The following is a 22,704-nucleotide window of genomic DNA, read 5'->3' as shown; positions in this document are numbered from 1 at the left end:
ACCGCTCGACAACGACGGCCCCCAGGAGCAACCAGCCCACCAAGAGCGAGCACTCACCGACGACGGAAACGCAGCGCCAGTGCCGCGACACTCCCCCAGATCCCCCGCCGGAACAGCAGCACGACCAGCACGAAGATTCCGCCGGTGACCAGCCCGATCGCCTCGAACCCGGAAAACGACAGCAGGTCCTCCAGGCGGACCACCAGCGCCGCCCCGAGCACGCCGCCCCAGAGGGTGCCGATGCCGCCGAGCACCACCACAATGACCGCCTTGCCGGAAGTGGTCCAGTGCAGCACGTCGAGCGAGACGAACCGGTGGCCGACGGCGAAGAGGCCACCACCGAGCCCGGCGAGGAAGCCGGAGAGGACGAACGCGGTCAGCTTGTACCGGTGCACCGGGTAGCCGAGGGCGCGGGCCCGGGCCGGGTTGTCCCGGATGCCGACCAGCGCCCGGCCGAAGGGCGAGTGGACGATCCGCCAGGCGGCGAGCAGGCCGAGCAGCACGATCGGCAGGACCGTGTAGTAGAAGTAGTAGTCGTCGGAGAGGTCGACCTCGAAGAAGGAACGGGGCACGTCCTGGAGGCCGTTCTCGCCCCCGGTGATCGATCGTCGATCGTTGGCCACGTAGTAGACCATCTGCGCGAAGGCCAGGGTGACCATCGCGAAGTAGATGCCGGTGCGCTTGACCGCGAGGTAGCCGATCGGCAGGGCGAGCAGCGCCGCGGCCAGGGCTCCGGCAAGCACGGCGGCCGGGAACGGCAGCTTGGCGTGGACCGCCACCAGGCCGGTGACGTACGCGGAGGTGCCCCAGAAGGCGGCGTGCCCGAAGGACAGCAGTCCGGTGAAGCCGAGCAGCAGGTCCACTGAGACGGCGAGTAGCGCCCAGCACAGGATGTCCACCGCGACCGCCGGGTACAGCCCGTTGGGCAGCCAGAGCGCCACGACCAGGCCGATCGCGAGCAGCGCGTACCGGACCCAGCCGGGTGCCCGGGCGACGGTGAGCAGCCCGGACGGGGACGCCGGGCGGGCCGCCTCGGGGGGCGTGTCGACGGCGCTGCTCATGCGGGTGCCTCCTCGCGGCCGAACAGGCCGGCCGGGCGCCAGAGCAGCACCGCGGCCATCACCACGAAGACGACGGTCTGCGACACGATCAGGAAGTCCGACAGATAAGCCTCCGTCCAGGCCTGGATCAGGCCGATGCCGAACCCGGCGGCGACCGAGCCGAAGATCGAGCCAAGGCCGCCGATCACCACCACCGCGAAGACCACGATGATCAGGTCGGCCCCCATCAGCGGGTTCACCGCGCGCATCGGGGCGGCGAGCACCCCGGCCAGCCCGGCCAGAGCGATCCCGAAGCCGAAGACCGGGGTGACCCACTTTCCCACGTCGATGCCGAAGGCCCGGGTCAGCTCGGGTCGCTCGGTGGCCGCCCGGACCACCATGCCGACCCGGGTACGGCTCAACACCCACCACACCGCGAGGCAGAGCAGGACGGTGAAGCCGAGGATGAACACCCGGTAGGCGGGGAACTTGAAGAGCCCGAAGTCGACCGTCCCGCTCAGTTCGGCCGGTCTGGTGTACGGGCTGGACTGCACCCCGTACCGGGACTTGACCAGGTCCTGGAGGATCAGCGTCAGGCCGAAGGTGAGCAGGAAGTTGTAGAGCGGGTCGAGTCGGGTCAGCCGGTGGATCACCGTCCGCTCCAGGGCCATGCCGAGCAGCCCGAGCGCGACCGGTACGACCACCAGCGCCGCCCAGAACGGCACGCCCGCCTCGCTGAGCAGCACGTACGCCCCGAACGCGCCGAGCATGTAGAAGGCCCCGTGGGCGAAGTTCACCACCCGGAGCATGCCGAAGATGACCGCGAGCCCGAGGGCGAGCAGGGCGTAGAACGCCCCGCTCACCAGCCCGTTGAACGTGTTCTGCAGGAAGCCGGTCACAGCTTGCAGTCCGGCGACGGGGCGCGGAACGCCTCCGCGGCCGGGATGGTCTTGACGACCTTGACGTAGTCCCACGGCTCGGTCACCTCGGCCTGCGGCTTCACCTGGGCCAGGTACGCGTCGTGGAGCACCCGGTGGTCCTCGGCGCGGATCTTGCCGTTGCGCAGGAAGAGGTCGTTGACCTCCTTGCCCTCCAACTGCTTGACCACGGCGTCCGCGTCGTCGGTGCCGGCAGCCTGCACCGCCTCCAGGTACTGCATGGCGGCGGAGTAGTTGGCCGCGTGCGCGAAGGACGGCCGGGTACTGGTCTCCTTCTGGAACTTGTCGGCCCACTCCCGGTTCTGCTGGTCGAAGTTCCAGTACCAGGCGTCGGTGTAGGTGGTGCCGGCGAGCGCGTCCGGGGTGAGCGAGTGGATGTCGGTGATGAACATCAGGCCCACGGCCAGCCCGACGCCCTTGTCCCGCAGCTTGAACTCGTTGTACTGCTTGACCACGTTGACCAGTTCGGCGCCGGCCTGCATGGTGCCGAGCACCTGCGGCTTCGGGTTCAACGTCGGGGCCTTCAGCAGGAAGGACGAGTAGTCGCCGCTGGTGTTCGGGAACGGCGCGCCGTCCTTGCCGACCACCTGCCCGCCGGCGGCGGTGATGGCGGCGGAGAAGCTCTTCTCCATGTCCTGCCCGAAGGCGTAGTTCGGGTAGAGGATGTACCAGTTCTTGCCGACCTGCTCGGTGGTCACCGTGCCGGTGCCGTGGGCCAGCATGTACGTGTCGTACGCGTAATGGAACGTGTACCTGTTGCAGCTCTTGCCGGTCAGATCGGTGGTGGCCGCACCGATGTTGAAGTAGAGCTTCTTCTTCTCCTTGGCCACGTCGGCGACCTTCAACGCGGCCGAGGAGGTCGGCACGTCGAGGATGGCGTCGACGTCCTTGCGGTCGTACATCTCCTGAGCCTTGCTGTTGGCCACGTCCGGCTTGTTCTGGTGGTCGGCGGTCTCCACCGAGATGTTCTTGGTGACGGCCTTGTCGCCGTACTTGGCCTTGAAGTCGGCGACGGCCATCTCCACGGCCTTGACCGAGTTCTTTCCGGACAGCTCCGAGTAGGCGCCGGACTGGTCGTTGAGGACGCCCAGCACGATCTTGTCGCCGGTCAGCTTCTGGTCGCCACTGGACTGCGGACCACCGCCACCGCAGCCGGTGACCAGCGCCGCCACCGCCGCCGAGGCGGCAGCCACACCCACGCTCCTGCGCATCTCGATCCCTTCCGTACCGCGCGGTCCGCGCGGGTCAGCCGTCGTTTCAGATGCCGAGGTACGCCAGCAGCTCGCGCTCCCGCGAGCGCACCTCGGAGTTGTCCATCGCCTCCGCGATCCGTCCCTCGGCCAGCAGGTAGTGCCGGTCGGCGACACCGGTCGCGAAGTGCAGGTTCTGTTCGACCAGCAGCACGGTCACGCCGTGCTGCTTGGCCTCCCGCAGCAGATCGCCGACCTGCTGCACGAGCAGCGGCGACAGCCCTTCGGTGGGCTCGTCGCAGAGCAGCAGCCGGGCGCCCATCCGCAGCACCCGGGCCAGCGCGAGCATCTGCTGCTCGCCGCCGGAGAGCATGGTGGCCGCCGAGTCGCGCCGGGCGTAGAGGGCGGGGAACGCCTCGTACACCCGCTCCAGCGGCCACGGGTCGGGGCCGACCCGGGGCGGCAGGGTCAGATTCTCGGTGACGGTGAGGGTGGCGTACGCGCCGCGGTCGTCGGGAACCCAGCCGAGCCCGATCCGCGCCCGCCGGTACGCCGGCAGCCGGGTGAGGTCGGTGCCGTCCAGGGTGACCGTGCCGCGCCGGCCGGGGTGCAGTCCCATCACGCAGCGCAGCAGGGTGGACTTGCCGGCGCCGTTGCGACCGACCAGGGTGACCACCTCGCCGGCGGCCACGTCCAGGCTCACCTCCCGCAGCACCTGCGCCTCGCCGTACCAGGCGGAGAGGTTCTCAACGCGCAGCATCGGCGGCTCCCAGGTAGGCGGTGATGACCCGCTCGTCGGCGCGGACCTGCTCGTACGGCCCCTCGACCAGGACCTTGCCGGCCTGCAGGACGGTGACGGTGTCGGCGAGCCGGCCGACGACGCTCATGTTGTGCTCGACCATGACCACGGTCCGGCCCTGCCGGACCCGAGCGATCAGGTCCACGGTGCGGTCGACGTCCTCCAGCCCCATGCCGGCGGTGGGTTCGTCGAGCAGCAGCACCTTCGGGTCGAGGGCGAGGGCGATGGCCAGCTCCAGAGCCCGCTTGCGCCCGTACGCGAGGGCCTCGGCCGGCGCCTCGGCCAGCTCGGCGAGGCCGACCATGCCCAGCAGCTCGTCGGCCCGGTCGCGGTAGCGGTGCATCAGCTTCGCCGAGCGCCAGAACCGCCAGCCCAGCCCGCTGGGCGACTGGAGGGCCAGCGTCACGTGCTCCCGGGCGGAGAGCTGGGGGAAGAGGCTGGTGATCTGGAAGGAGCGGGCCACGCCGAGCCGGGCGACCCGCTCCGGGGGCAGCCCGGTCACGTCCCGCCCGGCCAGCTCGATCCGCCCGGCGGTCGGCGGCAGGAAGCCGGTGAGCAGGTTGAACAGGGTGGTCTTGCCGGCGCCGTTGGGCCCCACGAGGGCGTGCACGGTCTCCGGCGCCACGTCGAGGTCGACGCGGTCGACCGCCCGGAAGCCCCGGAAATCCCGGGTCAGTCCGCGGGCCGACAGGAGCGCTTGCCCGGCCATCGCCACCCCCTCCGTAGCTCCTCCAGTCGACGACCAGGGCGGTGACCGGGGTCACAAGGCCGCCGCGTGCAGGAAACCTACGGTGCATCGGCAGAGCCGAACCATGTCGATGCACCACACATTCCGGCCGGGTCGTACGGGCACGATCCCCATAGGACGGGGCCCGTCCGGCCCCGCTCGTCGGACGCGGAGGGAATTGGCGAGCGCCTACATGTGGTGCGCCACCGTCACCGGCTGACGGCGTACTCCGGCAGGGTCAGGCCGTCGGCCTTGCTGAAGAACAGCCGGGTGGCGAGCCCCCGCAGCGGACGGGAGGTCATCATCCGCATGGAGGCGTCGCGCAGCCGGATCGCCAGGCGGCTGGCCGGCAGGAAGCCGGAGATTCCACCCCCGGGCAGTTCCTGCCCCCGCGCCACGTGCGCCCGCAGCGCCTCGTCGTAGCGGCGGTACGCGACCGCGTGGTCGCCGTCGGCGGCGGCCAGTTCGCCGGCGAGCAGGTACGCCCCGATCAGGGCCAGGCTGGTGCCCTGCCCGGTCAGCGGGGACGGGCACCAGGCGGCGTCGCCCAGCAGGGCCACCCGCCCGGCGCTCCAGGCGTCCATCCGCACCTGCCCGTACCGGTCGAAGTAGAAGTCCGGGGCGTCGGGCATGGCGGCCAGCAACTCGGCCGCCCGCCAACCGACGTCGGCGAAGCGCTCGGCGAGCAGGCGCTGCTGGGCGGCCGGGTCCCGGCGGTCCACGTCCAGAGGCGACGAGGCGAAGCTGAAGAACGCGCTGGTCCCGCCGTGCCGGGTCGGGCGGGTGCCCACCACCCGGCCGCCCGGGGCGTTGTGCAGCTGGAACCAGCCGGTCCGGTCCGGGTACGGGGTGGTGAAGTACGCCAGGTACGCGCCGAGCGGCCGGACGTACGCCGACTCGGGGCCGAAGGCGAGGGCCCGGGTCCGGGAGTGCGAGCCGTCGGCTCCGACCACCAGGTCGACGGTGCGCGGGGCGGAGCGGGCGAAGGTGAGTCGTACCCCGTCGTCGGTCTGGGTCAGTGTCTCGATCGAGTCGTCGAAGACGTACTCCACGTCGGCGCGGGTCTCCTCGTAGAGCAGCCGGGCCAGGTCGCCGCGCTCGATCTCGAGGTCGGCGACGATGCCCTCGCCGTCGAACGCGTGCACCGGCAACCGGCAGCACACCGCGCCGCGCGCGTCGACGTACGCCATGCCCTGCTCGTGGACGCCCTCCGCGCGTACCCGGTCGGTCAGCCCCATCCGGTCGAGCACCTCGCGAGCGGTCCCCCGCACGTCGACCGCCTGCCCGCCGGGGCGCAGCCCGGGCGCCCGCTCCACCACGGTCACGGCGAAGCCGTACCGGCGCAGCCAGAAGGCCAGCGCGGGACCGGCTACGCCGGCGCCGGAGATGAGCACGGTCCTGTTGTCCATCGCAGCGCTCCCGAGATCATGCGTACACCGTCGATCCCGGCCGCTGCCGGGTGCTGCCCGGGACGGTAGGTCCACGGTGTTACGCCGGCGCGTAGCGACCTAGTACGCTGCCCCGGCGAGGGCTTTCCGGAGCGCCTCGTCCTAGTACACCGCCGGAGGTAGCGCGATGACCGGGTCGGAGGCGCCGTACCGGCGAATCGCCGGAGAGATCCGCCGCCGGATCGCCCTCGGGGAGCTACGCCCGGGCGACCCGGTGCCGTCGGCCCGGCAGCTCACCCGCGAGCACGGGGTGGCCATCGCCACCGCCACCAGGGTCCTCGCCCTGCTGCGTGACGAGGGGCTGGTGCTGACCCGGCCGGGGGCCGGCACCGTGGTCGCCCCGCCCGCGGCGGCGCCCGGGGCCCGCCGGAGCCCGGACGGGCCGGAGCTCAGCCGGGAGCGGCTGGTGCGTACCGCGATCGCCGTCGCCGACGCGGGCGGCCTGGCCGCGGTCTCGATGCGACAGCTCGCCGCCGACCTGGGCGTGGCCACCATGTCGCTGTACCGGCACGTGCGGGGCCGGGACGACCTGGTGCTGGCGATGGCCGACACGGCGCTGACCGAGGCGCCGCTGCCCGCCGCGCCGCCGGCCGGCTGGCGGGCCCGGCTCGAACTGCTCGCCCACGTCCAGTGGGCGGTCTACCGACGGCACCGCTGGCTGCCGCACGTCATCTCGATGTCCCGCCCGCAGCCGTTGCCGAACGGCATGGCGCACACCGAGTGGGCGCTGCGTGCCACGGCCGAGCTCGGCCTGGACACCCAGCTGCGCTGGTACGCCGCGGTGACGCTGATGGCGTACGTGCGGGGCATCGCCACCAACCTGGAGGCGCAGGCGCACGCCGAGCAGGACACCGGGCTCACCGACCACCAGTGGGTCGAGACCCACGAGGCGACGTTCCACCGGATGATGGCCGGCGGCCGGTACCCGACCCTGGCGGCGCTGGACGAGACGGTCGACCTGGACCTGGACAGCGTCTTCGAGTTCGGCCTGCACCGGCTGCTGGACGGTTTCGCCACGCTGATCGAGGGCACCCTCACCGCTGGATCGCCTTGACCTCGGTGAACTCCTCGATGCCGAACCGGCCCAGCTCCCGGCCGAGGCCGGACTGCCGATAGCCGCCGAACGGGGCGAGCGGGTTGAAGGCAGCGCCGTTGACGTCCACCTGGCCGGTACGCAGCCGGCGCGCGACGGCGAGGGCCTGCTCTTCGTCGGCGGACCAGACCGCGCCGGCCAGCCCGTACCGCGAGTTGTTGGCGATGGCGACCGCCTCGTCGGTGTCGTCGAACGGGATGACGGCGAGCACGGGGCCGAAGACCTCCTCCTGGGCGAGCGCGCTGTCCGGGTGCACGTCGGCGAAAACGGTGGGCGCGACGTAGTGCCCGCGCGGGGGCAGCGGTGCGGCCAGGCCGCCGGCGACCAGCCGTGCCTCGTCGGCGAGAGCCCGCTCGACGTGGCCGCGCACCCGCTCGGCCTGGGCGGCGGAGACCAGCGGGCCGAGCCGGGTCGCCGGATCGAACGGGTCGCCCAACCGGTACGCCCCGACGGCCGCGGCGACCAGGTCGAGCGCCTCGTCGTAGCGGCTGCGGTGGACCAGCATCCGGGTCCAGGCGGTGCAGGTCTGCCCGGAGTTGAGCAGCGCGTTGCCGACGCCGACCTTGACCGCGGTGGGCAGGTCCGCGTCGGCGAGGATCAGGTTGGCGGACTTGCCGCCGAGTTCCAGGGCGACCCGGGCGATCCGGTCGGCGGCGAGGCGGGCGATCCGGCGGCCGGTGGCGGTGGAGCCGGTGAACGAGAGCAGGTCGACGTCGGGGTGGCCGGCCAGTGCCTCGCCGACGACCGGCCCGCTGCCCGGCACCAGGTTGACCAGGCCCGGCGGCAGCCCGGCCTCGGTGACCGCGTCGAAGAGCAGGTACGCGGTGAGCGGGGTCAGCTCGCTGGGCTTGAGCACCACGGTGCAGCCGGCCGCCAGGGCCGGGGCCACCTTGGCGACGACCTGGTGCAGGGGGTAGTTCCACGGGGTGATCGCACCGACCACGCCGACGGGTTCGCGGACCACCAGCGAATTACCGACGGTCTCCTCGGCCGGCGGCCGGGCGGCGAGCTCGACCATGCCACGCAGCACGGTGAGCGGAAGGCCGGCCTGCACCCGGGTGGCGAGCTTGAGCGGGGCGCCCAACTCCAGGGCGACGGTGTGCGCGATCGCGTCGGCGCGGGCCGCGAGCGCGGCGTGCAGCCGGTCGAGGTGGGCGGCCCGTTCGGCGGGCGTGGTCGCCGCCCAGCCGGGGAAGGCGGCGCGGGCGGCGGCGACGGCCCGGTCGACGTCGGCCGGGGTGCCGGCCGGAACCTGCCCGACGATCTCCCCGGTGGCCGGGTTCTCGACCGGAATCGTCTCGCCGTCGGCGGGGTCGACCCACGCGCCGGCGACGTACAGGTGGCGGCGGACCAGGAGGGCGGGTGGCGCGGCGGCGAGACCCATGTCGTCGTCCTCTTCCGGGAAACCAGCGCGGCGAGTTCGGACGCTACTCCGGGCCGGCGGAGTTCATCCAGACCATGGGCGACGATGTCCTCCGTCCGGGCCGCCCCCTCAGCTCGTCAGCGCGTCCAGCGCCCGGTCGACATCCTCCTGGGTGGTGTAGAGGTGGAACGAGGCTCGGACCCGGCCGGCGCGTACCGCCGCGCGTACTCCGGCCCGGGCCAGCTTCTCCGCCGCGCCGGGCACCTCCACCGTCACGATCGCGCTGTCGCCGGGCGGCCGGCCCAGCCCGGCGAGGAACCGGTTGGCCAGCGCCACGTCGTGCTCGCGCACGGCGGGCAGCCCGACCTCGGCGAGCAGTTCCAGGGCGGGCGCCGCCCCGACGTAGCTGAACCACGCCGGGGAGACGTCGAAGCGCCGCGCGTCGTCGGCCAGCCGCAGCGGCTCGCCGTAGTACGAGGCGTGCGGGTCCTGGCCCGCGTACCAGCCGGCGGCGTCGGGGCGCAGTCGCTCGCGCAGCGCCGGGGCCAGGTAGGCGAAGGCCGCGCCGCGCGGCGCCATCAGCCACTTGTACGCTGACACCACCACCACGTCCGCCCGGCCGGCGGCGAAGGGCAGCCAGCCGCACGCCTGGGTGGCGTCCACTGCGACGAGGGCGCCGTGCGCCCGGGCCGCCGCGACGATCTCGTCGTACGGGGCGACCGTGCCGTCGGACGACTGCACCAGGCTGAACGCGACCAGGTCGGTGTCGGCGTCGATCGCGTCGACCAGCCCGGCGAGCGGGACGGTACGCACCCGCACTCCCCGCTCCCGCTGCACCAGCCAGGGGAACAGGTTCGAGGTGAACTCGATCTCCGGGACGACCACCGTGGCCCGCGAGGGCAGCCCGGCCGCGACCGGGGCGAGCAACTGCGACGCCGTGCTGCCGATCGCCACGTCCGCCGGGGCCACCCCGACCAGCCGGGCAAACCCGGCGCGGGCCCGCTCGGCGGCCTCGCCCCAGCCCTCCCAGGAGGTCCGTCCCACCCGCCAGTCGGCGAGGGCGTCCTGCAACGCCACCCAGCCCGGTTCCGGCGGCAGCCCGTAGCTGGCAGTGTTCAGCCAGCCGGGCTCCGGCTGCCACAGCTTCCGTGCCTGTTCGAGTTCCACGCCGCGACGCTACAGCGTGTCTCATAAGTCCGTTGGGTCATGAGACACCGCCCTTCTCGGGCGTCCCTGCCGTCACGGGTGTTCGTGGCGGCAGGGTTCCTCCGTCATCGGGGCTGGTTTCACCGGCGCGTGGGCGCTGGCCAGAGCCGTCCCCTCGGGAGGCGTTGGTGACCGGGCCTCGTACTTCGGGGTCCCGGGTCCGGGCATGGTGCTGCTCGACCCAGCCAGCGAGGTTGACCGCCGCGTTGACATCCCGATCCGCCTCATGCCCACACGTCTGGCAGCGGAAGATCCGCACCGAGAGAGGTAGGGCTGGGCCGACGGTGCGGCAGGCACTGCACATCTTGGTGGACGGATACCACCGAGGTGCCGCAGTGGCCTGCCCGCCGCGCCAGCGTTGTTTGTAGCCGATGATGCGGGCCAGGTCGGCCCAGCCAGCATCGGAAATCGCGGCGGCCAGACGCCGGTTACGCAGCAGGCCGGCGGTGTGCAGGGTTTCCAGAGCCAGCCGGTCGTGAGTCTTGACCAGCCAGTTGGCGACCTCGTGCAGAAAGTGGCGACGTATGTTGGCGACACGCAGGTGGGCGCGGCCCAGCCGGGCGACGGCCTCGGCCCGGTGACGTGAGCCTCTCTGTCGACGGCTGACCTGGCGGGACAGACGCCGTAGCCGGGGCAGGGCGGTCCGCAGCGGGCGCGGCACATCATCGACACGCGCCACCTCCCGGCCGGTGATGTCGGCGGCCACGACGAGAGCGGCAAGACCTCGATCGACACCTACCCAACCACCACTGCTGTCGGCGTCGGGGCGGGCCGGGTGCTGGCGGGCGGGGTGCAGGTCCGCCGCCTCCACGGTTAGGGTGACGGTCCATCGGCCCGCCCGGCAGGAGACGGTGGCATACCGGATGTGGGCACGGCCGGTGCGGATCATCCGCCGGAGTCGGCGGGTGTCCTCCCGCACTGCCAGGACCCCGACCACCGGCAGGCAGACACTACGAAGCCCTGCCATCGGGTCCCCGACCCGAATACTCGGCCGCCCGGCCTTGGTTCTGCAGCGGATCCGAAACGACGGCCGCTCCCCACAGCCCCACAGCATGCCTGCCACCTACGACACTTCCGAAACACGTCGTAGGCCGCCACCGGACGGGCGGACACGGCCAATCTCCGGATCGTGGTCGCCGCTACGGCACGCCCGGGCCGCCGGGCGCCTTGTCCCGGGCGGCTACCTTGATGATCGACTCAGCAAGCCTCGCCCTGAAGGACCTGAAGGAAAGGTGCCGCGCACATGCCGTCCGGCTTCACCCTCGCGATCGTCGCCGTCCTCGCCGCGGCCGTCGCCGCCGCCATCGCACTGTTGAGCCCGCGCCGCGGCCTACGGCGGCAGGGCATGCTGGCGGCGGCCGGTGCCCTGGTCGCCGCGCTCCTTCTCGCCGTCGGGTCGAGCGCCCACTCGGTACCGATCCGCTCGGTCGGCATCGTCACCAGCTTCGGCAAGCCGACCGGTGAGGTCACCGGCTCCGGCCTGAAGTGGGTCGCGCCGTGGCAGCGGGTCGGCGAGTGGGACGCCGGGCGGCAGAAGTACGACCACATCGGTAACAACAACTGCGTCCGGGTGCGTACCGGCACCCTCGCCGACGCGTGCGTCGAGGTGCTGGTCGAGTGGCAGGTCCGGCCCGAGAACGCCCCGCGGCAGTTCATGGACTACAAGGGCGACTTCGACAGCTTCCGCGGGCAGCGGGTCGGCGTCCAGCTCGACAGCGCCGTGAACGACGCCTTCTCCAGCTACAACCCGCTGGAGCGGATCGACGCGAAGACCGGCAGCCTGAACGTCGACCTCAAGCCGTTCTCGCAGAGCATCAAGACCAACGCCGAGGGCCGGCTGGCCGAGGACGTCGACATCCTGTCGGTCACCATCACCCGGGTCAACCACGACGAGAAGACCGAGGGCAACATCAAGGCGTTCCAGGACAAGCTCGCCCAGACCCGCAACCTCGAGCAGGATCGCCGCAACGCCGAGATCCAGAAGCAGATCACCGAGACCAACGCCAAGGTGGACAAGGTGACCCGCTGCCTGGAGATCGCCGAGAAGAACGACAGCTCGCCGGGCCTCTGCATCAACCCGGGCATCGTCATGGGCACGACCAAGTGAGATCCGCGCTCGCCGGCTGATCGGCGTCCCTGTGCACCGTCAGGTGGTTCGGCCGGTTCTGAGCCCACAACCGGCTCAGGCGGGAGCGGGCGACAGCGCCCGTTCCCGCTCGGTCGGAGCGCCGCCCTGCTGGCCGTCTCCGCCCTCTCCGGGGTCACCTCGACCGAGCGGCGCGACGTACGGCTAGGCCGCCGCCGGCGCCAGCAGCCTGCGTACGGCGGCGGTGATGATCGCGATCAACGCGGCGCTGATGACGTTCACCGCGACGGCGACGAGAACCTGGCTCATCTTCTTCTCCTCGGATTGCCTCTTCCGAACGCGCGCACCGGGCGGCACGCCGTCGGGGAAGCGTAGGGAACCGAGATGACGAGCAGGTTTACTCAGAGTGATGTTCCCTGGTCAGGCAGGGCGCCTGGCGGTGGGTCAGCTCACGTTGGCCGGGCCGAGGACACTCTTCAGGTCGCCCATCAGCGCGGTGGTGGCGGCCACCCGGAACGGGCCGAGCCGCAGCGTGGTGACCTTGCCGCCGTTGAGCAGCTTGACGTGCACCTCGGTGTCGCCGGGATGCAGCACCAGGGTCTCCTTGAGCTTCTCCACCAGTGGCGGCGTGCAGCGGTGCACCGGGATGGTCAGGGTGATCGGCTTGTTCGCCGGGTTGCTGCTGATGTCCGGCATGGACATGTCCATCGCCATGATCCGCGGCGTGTCGTCGCGACGGTCCACCCGCCCCTTGACCACCACGATCGCGTCCTCGGCGATGTACTGGCCGATCACCTCGTACGTGTTGGGGAAGAACAGGGTCTCGACGCCACCGGCGAGGTCCTCCAGCGCGGCCGAGGCCCAGGCCCGGCCCTGCTTGGTGACCCGGCGCTGGACGCCGGAGAGGATGCCGGCCAGGGTGACCACCGCGCCGTCGGGCACGGTCCCCTCCTCGGAGAGGGCGGCGATGGTCGTGTCGGCCGCCGCGCCGAGCACGTGCTCCAGGCCGAACAGCGGGTGGTCGGAGACGTACAGGCCGAGCATCTCGCGCTCGAAGGCGAGCTTGTCCCGTTTGTCCCACTCCCCCTCGCCGATGGTCGGCATCACCGTGGTGCTGCCGGCGGTGTCGGCGTCGCCGAAGCCGGCGCCGAAGAGGTCGTACTGGCCGACGGCCTCCTTGCGCTTGACGTCGGCGTACGCGTCGATGGCGTCGGCGTGCACGGCGAGCAGGCCCTTGCGCGGGTGGCGGAGCGAGTCGAACGCCCCGGCCTTGATCAGGGATTCGATGGTCTTCTTGTTGCAGACCACCGAGTCCACCTTGGACAGGAAGTCGTAGAAGTCGGCGTACGCGCCCTTCTCCTCGCGGCACCGCATGATCGAGGTGACCACGTTCGCGCCGACGTTGCGGATGGCGGCGAGGCCGAAGCGGATGTCCTTCCCGACCGGGGTGAACGGCCCGGCCGAGGTGTTCACGTCGGGCGGCAGCACCTGGATGCCCATCCGCCGGCACTCCGACAGGTAGAGCGCCATCTTGTCCTTGTCGTCGCCGACGGAGGTGAGCAGCGCGGCCATGTACTCGGCCGGATAGTGCGCCTTGAGGTACGCCGTCCAGTACGACACCAGGCCGTACGCGGCGGAGTGGGCCTTGTTGAACGCGTAGCCGGCGAACGGGACGAGGACGTCCCACACCGCCTGGATCGCCTCGTCGGAGTAGCCGCGCTCGCGGCAGCCGTCCCGGAACGGCACGAACTCCTTGTCGAGGATCTCCTTCTTCTTCTTGCCCATCGCCCGGCGCAGCAGGTCGGCCTGGCCGAGGCTGTAGCCGGCGAGGATCTGCGCGGCGCGCTGCACCTGCTCCTGGTAGACGATGAGGCCGTAGGTCGGGGCAAGGATCTCCCGCAGCGGCTCCTCCAGCTCCGGGTGGATCGGCGTGATCTCCTGGAGGTTGTTCTTGCGCAGCGCGTAGTTGGTGTGCGAGTCGACGCCCATCGGGCCGGGCCGGTAGAGCGCGAGGACGGCGGAGATGTCCTCGAAGTTGTCCGGCTTCATCAGCCGCAGCAGCGAGCGCATCGGCCCGCCGTCGAGCTGGAAGACGCCGAGCGTGTCGCCCCGGGCCAGCAGCTCGTAGGCGGCCTTGTCGTCCAGCGGCAGGGCCAGCAGGTCCAGCTCCTTGCCGTGGTTGAGCTGGATGTTCTTGACCGCGTCGTCGATGATCGTCAGGTTGCGCAGGCCGAGGAAGTCCATCTTCAACAGCCCGAGCGACTCGCACGTCGGGTAGTCGAACTGGGTGATGATCACCCCGTCGGAGTCCCGGCGCATCAGCGGGATGTGGTCGATGATCGGCTCGGCGGACATGATGACGCCGGCGGCGTGCACGCCGGTCTGCCGGATCAGCCCCTCGATGCCCTTCGCGGTCTCGATGACCTTCTTGACGTCCGGGTCGGACTCGTAGAGGCCGCGGATCTCGCCGGCCTCGGCGTAGCGCGGGTGTTTCGGGTCGAAGATGCCCGACAGCGGGATGTCCTTGCCCATCACCGCCGGCGGCATCGCCTTGGTGATCCGGTCACCCACCGCGTACGGGTAGCCGAGCACCCGGGCCGAGTCCTTGATCGCGGCCTTCGCCTTGATCGTGCCGAAGGTGGCGATCTGCGCGACCTTGTCCTCACCCCACTTGTCGGTGACGTACTTGATCACCTCGCCGCGCCGGCGCTCGTCGAAGTCGATGTCGACGTCGGGCATCGAGACGCGCTCGGGGTTGAGGAACCGCTCGAAGATCAGGCCGTGCGGCAACGGGTCCAGGTCGGTGATGCCCAGGGCGTACGCGACCAGCGAGCCGGCGGCCGAGCCACGGCCCGGGCCGACCGCGATGCCCTGGCTCTTCGCCCACTGGATGAAGTCGGCGACCACGAGGAAGTACGACGGGAAGCCCATCTGGATGATGACGCCCAACTCGTACTCGGCCTGCTTGACGTGGGTCTCCGGGACCCCGTTCGGGAAGCGGCGGGCGAGCCCCTTGAAGGCCTCTTTGCGGAACCAGGACTCCTCCGTCTCCCCCTCGGGGATGGGGAAGCGCGGCATCAGGTTGTGGAACTCGAACATCCCCGTCGGGTCGACCTTCTCGGCGACCAGCAGGGTGTTGCGGCAGCCCTGAAGCCACAACTCGGAGGAGTCGACCGCGCGCATCTGCTCGGCCGACTTGATGAAGTAGCCCCCGCCCTCGAGCCGGAACCGGTTCGGGTCGGAGATGTTGCTGGCGGTCTGCACGCAGAGCAGCACGTCGTGCGCCTCGGCCTGGTCCTCGCGGGTGTAGTGCGAGTCGTTGGTGATCACCGGTGGGAGGTCGAGCTTCCGGCCGATCTCGATCAGCCCGTCCCGGACCCGCTTCTCGATGTCCAGGCCGTGGTCCATGACCTCCAGGAAGTAGTTCTCCTTGCCGAAGATCTCCTGGTAGCTCGCGGCGACCTTGAGCGCCTCGTCGAACTGGCCCAGCCGTAGCCGGGTCTGCACCGCCCCGGACGGGCAGCCGGTGGTGGCCATGATCCCGTCGGCGTACTCGGCGATCAACTCCATGTCCATTCGGGGCCACTTGATGTAGTGGCCCTCGATGGAGGCGCGCGAGTTGAGCTTGAAGAGGTTGTGCAACCCGGTCTTGTTCGCCGCCCACATGGTCATGTGGGTGATCGCGCCGTTGCCGGAGACGTCGTCGCTCTTCTGCTCCGGGCGCCCCCACTTGACGCGCTGCTTGTGGAAGCGCGACTCCGGCGCCACATACGCCTCGACGCCGAGGATCGGGGTCACCCCGGCGGCCATCGCCTGCTTGTAGAAGTCGTTCGCGCCGTGCATGTTGCCGTGGTCGGTCATCGCGACCGCCGGCATCCCCTGCCGGTCGACCTCGGCGAACAGGTCCTTCAACCGGGCCGCCCCGTCGAGCATCGAGTACTCGGTGTGCACGTGCAGATGCGCGAACGAGTCAGCCATGCGTGGCGCCCCCCGGCGGTATGGATCTTGATGGTCGGAGCCGACCGGCACCTACCCTACCGAGGTCATCTGGCCGCCTCCACCGTCCGCGCCGGGGGTGGCCTCCGTCTCCCCCGGGTCCTCGTCGAGCGCCGGAACGGTCCCCTTTTCGACCACCCACGCCACCCAGTATCGCCCGCCGCACGATGTAGCGCCGCTCGACAATAGTGTGTGTGACACAGTATGGTGTGAGGCATGGCAAGCGAGGAGATCCTGCGGACCCATCTCCAGGAGCTGCGGCGCGGCACGGTCGTGGTGGCCAGCCTGCTGGCCCTGCGCCACCCCGACTACGGCTACGCGCTGCTGCAACGACTGAACGGGCACGGCTTCCCGGTCGACGCGAACACGCTCTATCCCCTGCTCCGGCGGCTGGAGGAGCAGGGCCTGCTGACCAGCGAGTGGAACACCGAAGAGAGCCGGCCGCGCAAGTTCTACCGCACCAGCGCCGAGGGCGAGGCCGTGCTGGACCGCCTCCTCGACGACCTCACCGCCATCCAGGCCTCCGTAAAGGGGCTGATCAAGGGAGTGGACCGATGAGTACGCTGACCGACCGCTACGTCGCGGCCACCCTCCGGGCCGTCCCGGCGCAGCGCCGCACCGAGATCGCGACCGAGCTGCGCGCCTCCATCGAGGACATGATCGACGGACGCAGCGACGCCGGGCAGGACCGCGGCAGCGCGGAGCGCGAGGTGCTCACCGAGCTGGGCAACCCCGAGCAGCTCGCCGCCCGCTACACCGACCGCCGGTTGCAGCTCATCGGTCCGCGCTACTTCCTGGTCTGGTGGCGGCTGCTGCGGACGCTGCTCACCTTCATTCCCGCCATCGTGGGCGTCGCGGCCGGCGTGGTGAAGGCGACGATCGACGGCGAGCCCGGCGCGGCGATCGGCGCCGGGGTGGTCGGTGCGATGCAGACGGCGGTGCAGATCGCGTTCTGGGTCACCCTCGTCTTCGCCGTGCTCGAGCGCACCAACACGCCGCTGAACCTGCCCGAATGGAGCGTCGACCAGCTGCCTGAGGCGCCGAAGGAGCGGCAGGTGACGCTGGTCGACACCTGCGCCACGATCGTGTTCCTGGTGCTCGCCATCGCGTTCCTGCCCTGGCAGCACTTCCAGTCCTGGGTGTCGAGCGACGGTCGACGGCTGCCGATGATCGACCCGGCGCTGTGGACCTCCTGGCTGCCGCTGCTGGCCGCGGTGCTGGTCGCCAGCATCGGGCTGGAGATCGCGAAGTACCGGGCCCGCCGGTGGACCTGGCCGCTGGTCGCGGTCAAGACGGTGCTCGATCTCGCGTTCGCCGTGCCACTCGCCTGGCTGCTGCTCACCGACCGGCTGCTCAACCCGGAGCTGGTCCAGCGATTCGAGTGGCTGCGCGAGGGCGGCACGCAGGACCTGGCCCGGGCGATCGTCCTGCTCACCGCCGTCCTCGTCGTCCTGGGCTTCATCGACAGCGCCGTCAAGGCGCGGCGGCACGCCGCCTGAAGCGGTCTCGGCCCGGCGCGCACGTGGGCGCCGGGCCGAGACATCTTCCCGGTCAGGCGGCGATCGGACGGGCCTGCCACTCCCGGCCCAGCAGGGCGTACACCACCTCGTCGGTCCACTCACCCTTGACGAACTCGCTCTCCCGCAGGTAGGCCTCGCGGCGCATGCCGAGCCGCTCCAGCACCCGAGCCGAGGCGGTGTTGCGGGCGTCCAGACGACCGACGATCCGGTGCAGCCCGAGGCCGTCGAAGCCGAGCCGCAGCAGCTCCCGGGCCGCCTCGGTGGCGTACCCCCGGCCGATGTGCGCGGGGTCAGCACGTACCCGATCTCGCCCTGCCGGTGCTCGGCGCTGGTCCAGATCAACAGCACGTCACCGACCAGCTCACCGGTCTCCGGCCTGACGATCGCCAGGTTCAGCGCATCACCCGGTTCGCGCAGCGCGGTACGCCCGCGCAGGCGCTCCAGCGCCGTCCGGGCGGCGGCCTCGTCGTACGGGTCGTGATAGAGGAATCGGGTGACGTCCGGCCGGGAGCGGTAGGCGTACAGGTCGGCGAGGTCGTCGGCGGTGAACGGGCGCAGCAGCAGCCGGTCGGTCCGCAGCGGCAGGTCGGGAACGAGCATTCCGGCAGGGTACGGACCGGCCCGTCGACCGGTCAGCCGAGTTTCGCGGCGATGCCGTCGAGCACGATCTCCAGGCCGGCGTCGAACGCCTCGGTCGCGTCGAGCTGCCGCCCCTCGACGAAGAGCCGGGCCAGGGCCGCGGGCTGAATCGCCTGCGACATCAACTCCAAAGCGAGTGAAAAGCCATCGCGCCGGACGACGACGTCGCCCGGCGCGAACCGCCCACGGTCACCGCCGCCTCAGCCGACCGCGGCCATGATCTCGTCGGAGACGTCGAAGTTCGCGAAGACGTTCTGCACGTCGTCGCAGTCCTCGAGCACGTCGATCAGCTTGAAGATCTTGCGCGCGCCCTCCTCGTCCAGCGGCACGTTGACGCTGGGGATGAGGGAGGACTCGGCGGACTCGTACTCGATGCCGGCATCCTGCAGGGCGGTCCGCACCGCGATCAGGTCGCCCGGCTCGGAGACCACCTCGTACGCCTCGCCGAGGTCGTTGACCTCCTCGGCACCGGCGTCGAGGACCGCCATCATCACGTCGTCCTCGGTGGTGCCCGCCTTGGGGACGATCACCACGCCCTTGCGGGAGAACATGTACGACACCGAGCCGGCGTCGGCGAACGAGCCGCCGTTGCGGGTCAGCGCGGTGCGCACCTCGGTGGCGGCGCGGTTACGGTTGTCCGTGAGGCACTCGATGAGCAGCGCGACGCCGTTCGGGCCGTAGCCCTCGTACATGATCGTCTGGTAGTCGGCGCCGCCGGCCTCCAGGCCGGAGCCGCGCTTGACCGCGCGGTCGATGTTGTCGTTCGGGACGGAGTTCTTCTTCGCCTTCTGGATGGCGTCGAAGAGGGTCGGGTTGCCGGCCGGGTCGCCGCCGCCGGTCCGGGCCGCCACCTCGACGTTCTTGATCAGCTTGGCGAACATCTTGCCACGCTTGGCGTCGATGACGGCCTTCTTGTGCTTGGTGGTCGCCCACTTTGAGTGGCCAGACATCTCATACCTCCGTAAATGATCCACGCCTGCGTCGACTGCCCGCGCCGAATCCACGGTCAACCGGTACGGATGGAGCTGGCCGGTCGGCTCCGCGTGGACGGCTGCGGCGAGCGATGGCCCTGCCGAACCGCGGCAATCCTACCGAGAGCGCGTCCCCGCATGTCACACCCGCCACCCGTGCCGGGGCACGGCGGCGGGCTTCGCGCTCAGGCAGCGGCCCGGACCAACTCCACGAAGTACCGGTGTAGCCGCAGGTCGCCGGTGAGTTCCGGGTGGAAAGAGGTGGCCAGCAGGTTGCCCTGCCGGACCGCCACGATCCGGTCGGCGACTGGCCCGTCGGTGACCCGGCCGAGCACCTCGACGCCCGTGCCGACCCGCTCGACCCAGGGAGCGCGGATGAAGACGGCGTGGAACGGCTCGCCCTCGACCCCGGAGATCTCCACGGGAGCCTCGAACGAGTCGACCTGCCGGCCGAACGCGTTGCGCCGGACGGTCATCTCGATGCCCTGGAAGCCTCGCTGGTCGGGGCGGCCGTCGAGCACCTCGGAAGCCAGCATGATCATGCCGGCGCAGGAACCGTAGACCGGCATGCCGGCGACGATCCGCTTGTCGATCGGCTCGCGCATCTCGAAGATGTCGGCGAGCTTGCTGATGGTGGTGGACTCCCCGCCGGGGATGACCAGCCCGTGGACCGTGTCCAGCTCGGCCGGACGGCGTACCGGACGAGCGTCCGCGCCCGCGCCGGCCAGGGCGGCGACGTGCTCACGCACGTCCCCCTGAAGCGCGAGCACACCGATGACGGGTGCGGTCACGTTCGCTCCTCTCGTGGAGTGTGCGGAGGGGCCCTGCCATGCCTGAGGCGTTGGCAAGGGCCCCTCCCCGCACGTCACCAGCCGCGCTCGGCCAGCCGGTGCGGCTGCGGGATCTCGTCGACGTTGATGCCGACCATGGCCTCGCCCAGGCCCCGGGAGACCTTGGCCAGCACGTCGGGGTCGTCGTGGAAGGTGGTGGCCTTCACGATCGCGGCGGCGCGCTGGGCCGGGTTGCCGGACTTGAAGATGCCCGAGCCGACGAAGACGCCCTCGGCGCCGAGCTGCATCATCATGGCGGCGTCGGCCGGGGTGGCGATGCCGCCCGCGGTGAACAGCACCACCGGCAGCTTGCCGGTCTCGGCGATCTCCTTGACCAGCTCGTACGGCGCCTGCAGCTCCTTGGCGGCGACGAACAGCTCGTCGGCCGGCAGGGACTGGAGCCGACGGATCTCCTTACGGATCTTGCGCATGTGGGTGGTGGCGTTGGAGACGTCACCGGTGCCGGCCTCGCCCTTCGAGCGGATCATGGCGGCGCCCTCGGTGATCCGGCGCAGCGCCTCGCCCAGGTTGGTCGCGCCGCAGACGAAGGGGACGGTGAACGCCCACTTGTCGATGTGGTTCTCGTAGTCGGCCGGGGTCAGCACCTCGGACTCGTCGATGTAGTCGACGCCGAGGGACTGCAGGACCTGCGCCTCGACGAAGTGGCCGATCCGGGCCTTGGCCATCACCGGGATCGAGACGGCGCTGATGATGCCGTCGATCATGTCCGGGTCACTCATCCGGGACACGCCGCCCTGCGCGCGAATGTCGGCGGGCACCCGCTCCAGCGCCATGACGGCGACCGCGCCGGCGTCCTCGGCGATCTTGGCCTGCTCAGGGGTGACCACGTCCATGATCACGCCGCCCTTGAGCATCTCGGCCATGCCCCGCTTGACGCGGGCCGTGCCGACGACGGGGGTGGCGTTGGTGTTCGGGGAGGTGGATTCGGACACGGGTCATCGCTCCTCTGGCATGCTCGGGGGGTCGCTGCGAAAAATGCTACGCCGGGGCCAACGCCGAGCCGACAGCCAATCAGACCCACGGTGGCCTGCTCTGTGGCTGGCGTCACGCCTGGTCCGGCCGGTTGGGCGGGCCGGCGCGGGTCAGCCGGCGGAGACGTCCGCCGGGGCGGCCAGGGTGGGGTCGTCGATGTCGAAGTAGCGGGGCGACTCGTGCCGGCGCCCCATCCGGAACAGCCGCACCACACGGCGGCGGCGGACCGCACGGGCGTCCCGAACCAGGTCGGTGTGCACCTGCCGGGCCAGCGCCAGCCGCCGGCTGGCCGCGATCACCGCCTCACAGGCCGGATCGTCCGGATCCAGCTCCACGGTGCGCAGCTGGCGGGTGAGGTCGTTCTCGGCGGCCTCCCGCTCCTCTGGGACGGCGTCGAGCGCGATCCGGGCGGCCGCGTACAACTCCACGCCGTACCGCCGTTCGGCCAGCACGGCGGCGGCCGCCGCGCGACGCAGCAGGTGTGCGTCGAGCGCTCGGGCCGCCGACTCCGCCCGGATCTGCAGCCGTTCGACCCGGTTGGCCGTCCATAGCAGGTACGCCGTGACGAGCCCGACGACCGCGACCGCGCCCACCACCCACCACATGCCCGGCATCGTAGTGCTGCTCCGTTCCCGCCCGATCCGGCGCGTCACCGGTCGACGGGCCGGTCACACCGGCCCCACCGGCCACCCGGTTCAGCCCAGCTCCACCCATTCCTGGTCCATGACCCGGCCGTCGGTGGCCTCGATCGCCGCCGCGTACACCTCCAGCACCCGGCGGGCCACCACCGGCCAGTCGAAACCGGCGACCGCCAGGTCACCGCAGGCCGTCAGCGCCGCCCGCCGGTCCGCGTCGTCGAGCAGTTCGGCCAGGGCGGTACGCAGGGCCGCCGCGTCGCCGGTCGGGAACAGCCGGCCGGCCCGGCCGCCGTCCAGCACCCGGCGGAAGGCGTCCAGGTCGCTGGCCACCACGGTGGTGCCGGCGGCGAGCGCCTCGGTGAGGATCATCCCGAAGGACTCTCCGCCGGTGTTCGGTGCCACGTACAGGTGCAGGCTGCGCAGCATGCGAGGTTTGTCCGCCTCGGCGACCATGCCGAGAAAGGTGACCCGGTCCCGTAGCCCAGCCGGGAACTGCCCGTACAGGTCGTCCCGGTCGCCCGGCCCGGCCACCAGCAGGCGCAACCCCGGCCGGTCCGGGGCGAGCGCGACGAAGGCGTCCCGCAGGATCGGGAAGCCCTTGCGGGGCTCGGTGAATCGGCCCAGGAAGCCCACCGTCCCACCGGTGCCCGGCCCGCACTCCCCCGGCCAGCCGGGCAGCGGCTCGACGCCGGCGAACTTCGCCACCGCCACCCCGTTAGGGATCTCCACCGCGCCGCCGTCCAGGTGCTCGACCTGCACCTTGCGCGCCAGCGCGCTGACCGCGATCCGGGCGGTGATCCGCTCCAGCACGATCTGCAGCATCCCCTGCACCGCGGAGAGCACCCGGGAGCGGGTCATCGCGGTGTGGAAGGTGGCCACCACCGGGCCGCGCGCGCAGAGCACGGCCAGCATCGACAGGCTCGGCGTGATCGGCTCGTGCACGTGCAGCACGTCGAAGTCGCCCCGGGTGATCCAGCGCCGCACCCGGGCGGTGGAGACCGGGCCGAAGGCGATCCGGGCCACCGAGCCGTTGTACGGCAGCGGCACCGCCCGCCCGGCGGCCACCACGTACGGCGGCAGCGGCGAGTCCTCGTCGGCCGGGGCGAGCACGCTCACCTGGTGGCCCAGCCCGATCAGCGCCTCGGCCAGGTCCATGACATGGTTCTGCACCCCGCCCGGGACGTCGAAGGAGTACGGGCACACGATGCCGATCCGCATTTGCGCCCG

At 71.2% G+C, this 22,704-nt stretch carries 21 protein-coding genes and 1 pseudogene; 4 read left to right on the top strand and 18 right to left on the bottom strand.

Features of this window, described 5'->3' with window-relative positions:
• Positions 1-53 precede the first annotated feature (53 nt).
• From ACNAW0_RS21095 to ACNAW0_RS21070, 6 genes are all read right to left on the bottom strand, one after another.
• The gene (locus ACNAW0_RS21095; RefSeq protein ID WP_416289663.1) at positions 54-1,061 is read right to left on the bottom strand and encodes a branched-chain amino acid ABC transporter permease; all 1,008 of its coding nucleotides are present in this window, start codon (positions 1,059-1,061) and stop codon (positions 54-56) included.
• A complete protein-coding gene (locus ACNAW0_RS21090) occupies positions 1,058-1,939 on the bottom strand; it encodes a branched-chain amino acid ABC transporter permease (protein WP_416289662.1) in 882 nt (293 codons plus the stop codon). Before ACNAW0_RS21090 ends, ACNAW0_RS21095 begins: the two co-directional genes overlap by 4 nt.
• Positions 1,936-3,189 carry an ABC transporter substrate-binding protein gene (locus ACNAW0_RS21085; RefSeq protein ID WP_416289661.1) on the bottom strand — a complete coding sequence of 418 codons (1,254 nt, stop codon included), beginning with the start codon at positions 3,187-3,189 and terminating at the stop codon, positions 1,936-1,938. The genes ACNAW0_RS21090 and ACNAW0_RS21085 overlap by 4 nt, the downstream gene beginning before the upstream one ends.
• 46 nt (positions 3,190-3,235) lie before the next feature.
• On the bottom strand, positions 3,236-3,928 hold the full coding sequence (locus tag ACNAW0_RS21080; RefSeq protein WP_416289660.1) for an ABC transporter ATP-binding protein: 693 nt from the start codon (positions 3,926-3,928) through the stop codon (positions 3,236-3,238).
• Positions 3,915-4,676 (bottom strand): ABC transporter ATP-binding protein, encoded by a 762-nt coding sequence (locus tag ACNAW0_RS21075; RefSeq protein WP_416289659.1) that lies wholly within the window; start codon positions 4,674-4,676, stop codon positions 3,915-3,917. Before ACNAW0_RS21075 ends, ACNAW0_RS21080 begins: the two co-directional genes overlap by 14 nt.
• Before the next feature lie 227 nt (positions 4,677-4,903).
• Positions 4,904-6,103, bottom strand: coding sequence for an FAD-dependent monooxygenase (locus tag ACNAW0_RS21070; protein WP_416289658.1), 1,200 nt, complete (start codon positions 6,101-6,103; stop codon positions 4,904-4,906).
• 166 nt (positions 6,104-6,269) lie between these two features.
• On the opposite strand from ACNAW0_RS21070, the gene ACNAW0_RS21065 reads away from it, so the two are divergent.
• Positions 6,270-7,196 carry a TetR/AcrR family transcriptional regulator C-terminal domain-containing protein gene (locus ACNAW0_RS21065; RefSeq protein ID WP_416289656.1) on the top strand — a complete coding sequence of 309 codons (927 nt, stop codon included), beginning with the start codon at positions 6,270-6,272 and terminating at the stop codon, positions 7,194-7,196.
• Here the strand turns inward: ACNAW0_RS21065 and ACNAW0_RS21060 are convergent.
• From ACNAW0_RS21060 to ACNAW0_RS21050, 3 genes are all read right to left on the bottom strand, one after another.
• A complete protein-coding gene (locus ACNAW0_RS21060; protein WP_416289655.1) occupies positions 7,177-8,619 on the bottom strand; it encodes an aldehyde dehydrogenase family protein in 1,443 nt (480 codons plus the stop codon). The genes ACNAW0_RS21065 and ACNAW0_RS21060 overlap by 20 nt on opposite strands.
• Positions 8,620-8,727: 108 nt before the next feature.
• Positions 8,728-9,765 carry an aminotransferase class V-fold PLP-dependent enzyme gene (locus tag ACNAW0_RS21055; protein WP_416289654.1) on the bottom strand — a complete coding sequence of 346 codons (1,038 nt, stop codon included), beginning with the start codon at positions 9,763-9,765 and terminating at the stop codon, positions 8,728-8,730.
• 37 nt (positions 9,766-9,802) lie between these two features.
• Entirely contained in the window at positions 9,803-10,771 is a 969-nt protein-coding gene (locus ACNAW0_RS21050; protein ID WP_416289653.1) for an RNA-guided endonuclease InsQ/TnpB family protein, read from the bottom strand.
• Positions 10,772-11,047: 276 nt separating this feature from the next.
• On the opposite strand from ACNAW0_RS21050, the gene ACNAW0_RS21045 reads away from it, so the two are divergent.
• The gene (locus tag ACNAW0_RS21045) at positions 11,048-11,911 is read left to right on the top strand and encodes an SPFH domain-containing protein (protein ID WP_416289652.1); all 864 of its coding nucleotides are present in this window, start codon (positions 11,048-11,050) and stop codon (positions 11,909-11,911) included.
• Positions 11,912-12,334: 423 nt separating this feature from the next.
• Here the strand turns inward: ACNAW0_RS21045 and dnaE are convergent, their stop codons facing one another.
• Entirely contained in the window at positions 12,335-15,868 is a 3,534-nt protein-coding gene (gene dnaE, locus ACNAW0_RS21040) for a DNA polymerase III subunit alpha (RefSeq protein WP_416289651.1), read from the bottom strand.
• Positions 15,869-16,102: 234 nt separating this feature from the next.
• Here dnaE and ACNAW0_RS21035 point away from each other — a divergent pair, with 234 nt between their 5' ends.
• Together ACNAW0_RS21035 and ACNAW0_RS21030 are read left to right on the top strand one after the other, a co-directional pair.
• Positions 16,103-16,444, top strand: a complete 342-nt coding sequence (locus tag ACNAW0_RS21035; protein ID WP_416289650.1) for a PadR family transcriptional regulator — start codon at positions 16,103-16,105, stop codon at positions 16,442-16,444.
• Positions 16,441-17,385: a permease prefix domain 1-containing protein gene (locus ACNAW0_RS21030; RefSeq protein WP_416289649.1), complete on the top strand. Its 945-nt coding sequence runs from the start codon at positions 16,441-16,443 to the stop codon at positions 17,383-17,385. Before ACNAW0_RS21035 ends, ACNAW0_RS21030 begins: the two co-directional genes overlap by 4 nt.
• Before the next feature lie 52 nt (positions 17,386-17,437).
• Here ACNAW0_RS21030 and ACNAW0_RS21025 read toward each other — a convergent pair whose 3' ends face one another.
• From ACNAW0_RS21025 to ACNAW0_RS20990, 8 genes and pseudogenes are all read right to left on the bottom strand, one after another.
• Complete coding sequence (locus tag ACNAW0_RS21025) at positions 17,438-17,569, bottom strand: hypothetical protein (RefSeq protein WP_416289666.1); 132 nt, start codon at positions 17,567-17,569, stop codon at positions 17,438-17,440.
• Between the two features lie 36 nt (positions 17,570-17,605).
• A pseudogene (locus ACNAW0_RS21020) lies at positions 17,606-18,006 on the bottom strand (GNAT family N-acetyltransferase); the annotation flags it as partial.
• Between the two features lie 32 nt (positions 18,007-18,038).
• Complete coding sequence (locus ACNAW0_RS21015) at positions 18,039-18,167, bottom strand: hypothetical protein (RefSeq protein ID WP_416289648.1); 129 nt, start codon at positions 18,165-18,167, stop codon at positions 18,039-18,041.
• A gap of 78 nt (positions 18,168-18,245) precedes the next feature.
• Entirely contained in the window at positions 18,246-18,995 is a 750-nt protein-coding gene (locus ACNAW0_RS21010) for a YebC/PmpR family DNA-binding transcriptional regulator (RefSeq protein ID WP_416289647.1), read from the bottom strand.
• A 206-nt stretch (positions 18,996-19,201) separates the two neighbouring features.
• Positions 19,202-19,807: a pyridoxal 5'-phosphate synthase glutaminase subunit PdxT gene (pdxT, locus tag ACNAW0_RS21005; protein WP_416289646.1), complete on the bottom strand. Its 606-nt coding sequence runs from the start codon at positions 19,805-19,807 to the stop codon at positions 19,202-19,204.
• A gap of 74 nt (positions 19,808-19,881) precedes the next feature.
• A complete protein-coding gene (gene pdxS, locus ACNAW0_RS21000) occupies positions 19,882-20,799 on the bottom strand; it encodes a pyridoxal 5'-phosphate synthase lyase subunit PdxS (RefSeq protein WP_416289645.1) in 918 nt (305 codons plus the stop codon).
• 150 nt (positions 20,800-20,949) lie between these two features.
• Positions 20,950-21,453 (bottom strand): hypothetical protein, encoded by a 504-nt coding sequence (locus ACNAW0_RS20995; RefSeq protein ID WP_416289644.1) that lies wholly within the window; start codon positions 21,451-21,453, stop codon positions 20,950-20,952.
• 81 nt (positions 21,454-21,534) lie between these two features.
• Positions 21,535-22,695 carry a glycosyltransferase family 4 protein gene (locus tag ACNAW0_RS20990; RefSeq protein ID WP_416289643.1) on the bottom strand — a complete coding sequence of 387 codons (1,161 nt, stop codon included), beginning with the start codon at positions 22,693-22,695 and terminating at the stop codon, positions 21,535-21,537.
• Positions 22,696-22,704 lie beyond the last annotated feature (9 nt).

The sequence above is a fragment of the Micromonospora sp. SL1-18 genome, assembly GCF_047921505.1.
Taxonomy (GTDB): domain Bacteria; phylum Actinomycetota; class Actinomycetes; order Mycobacteriales; family Micromonosporaceae; genus Micromonospora.
Note: the sequence above shows the minus strand (reverse complement) of the source record. Positions and strands in the feature narration are given on the sequence as shown.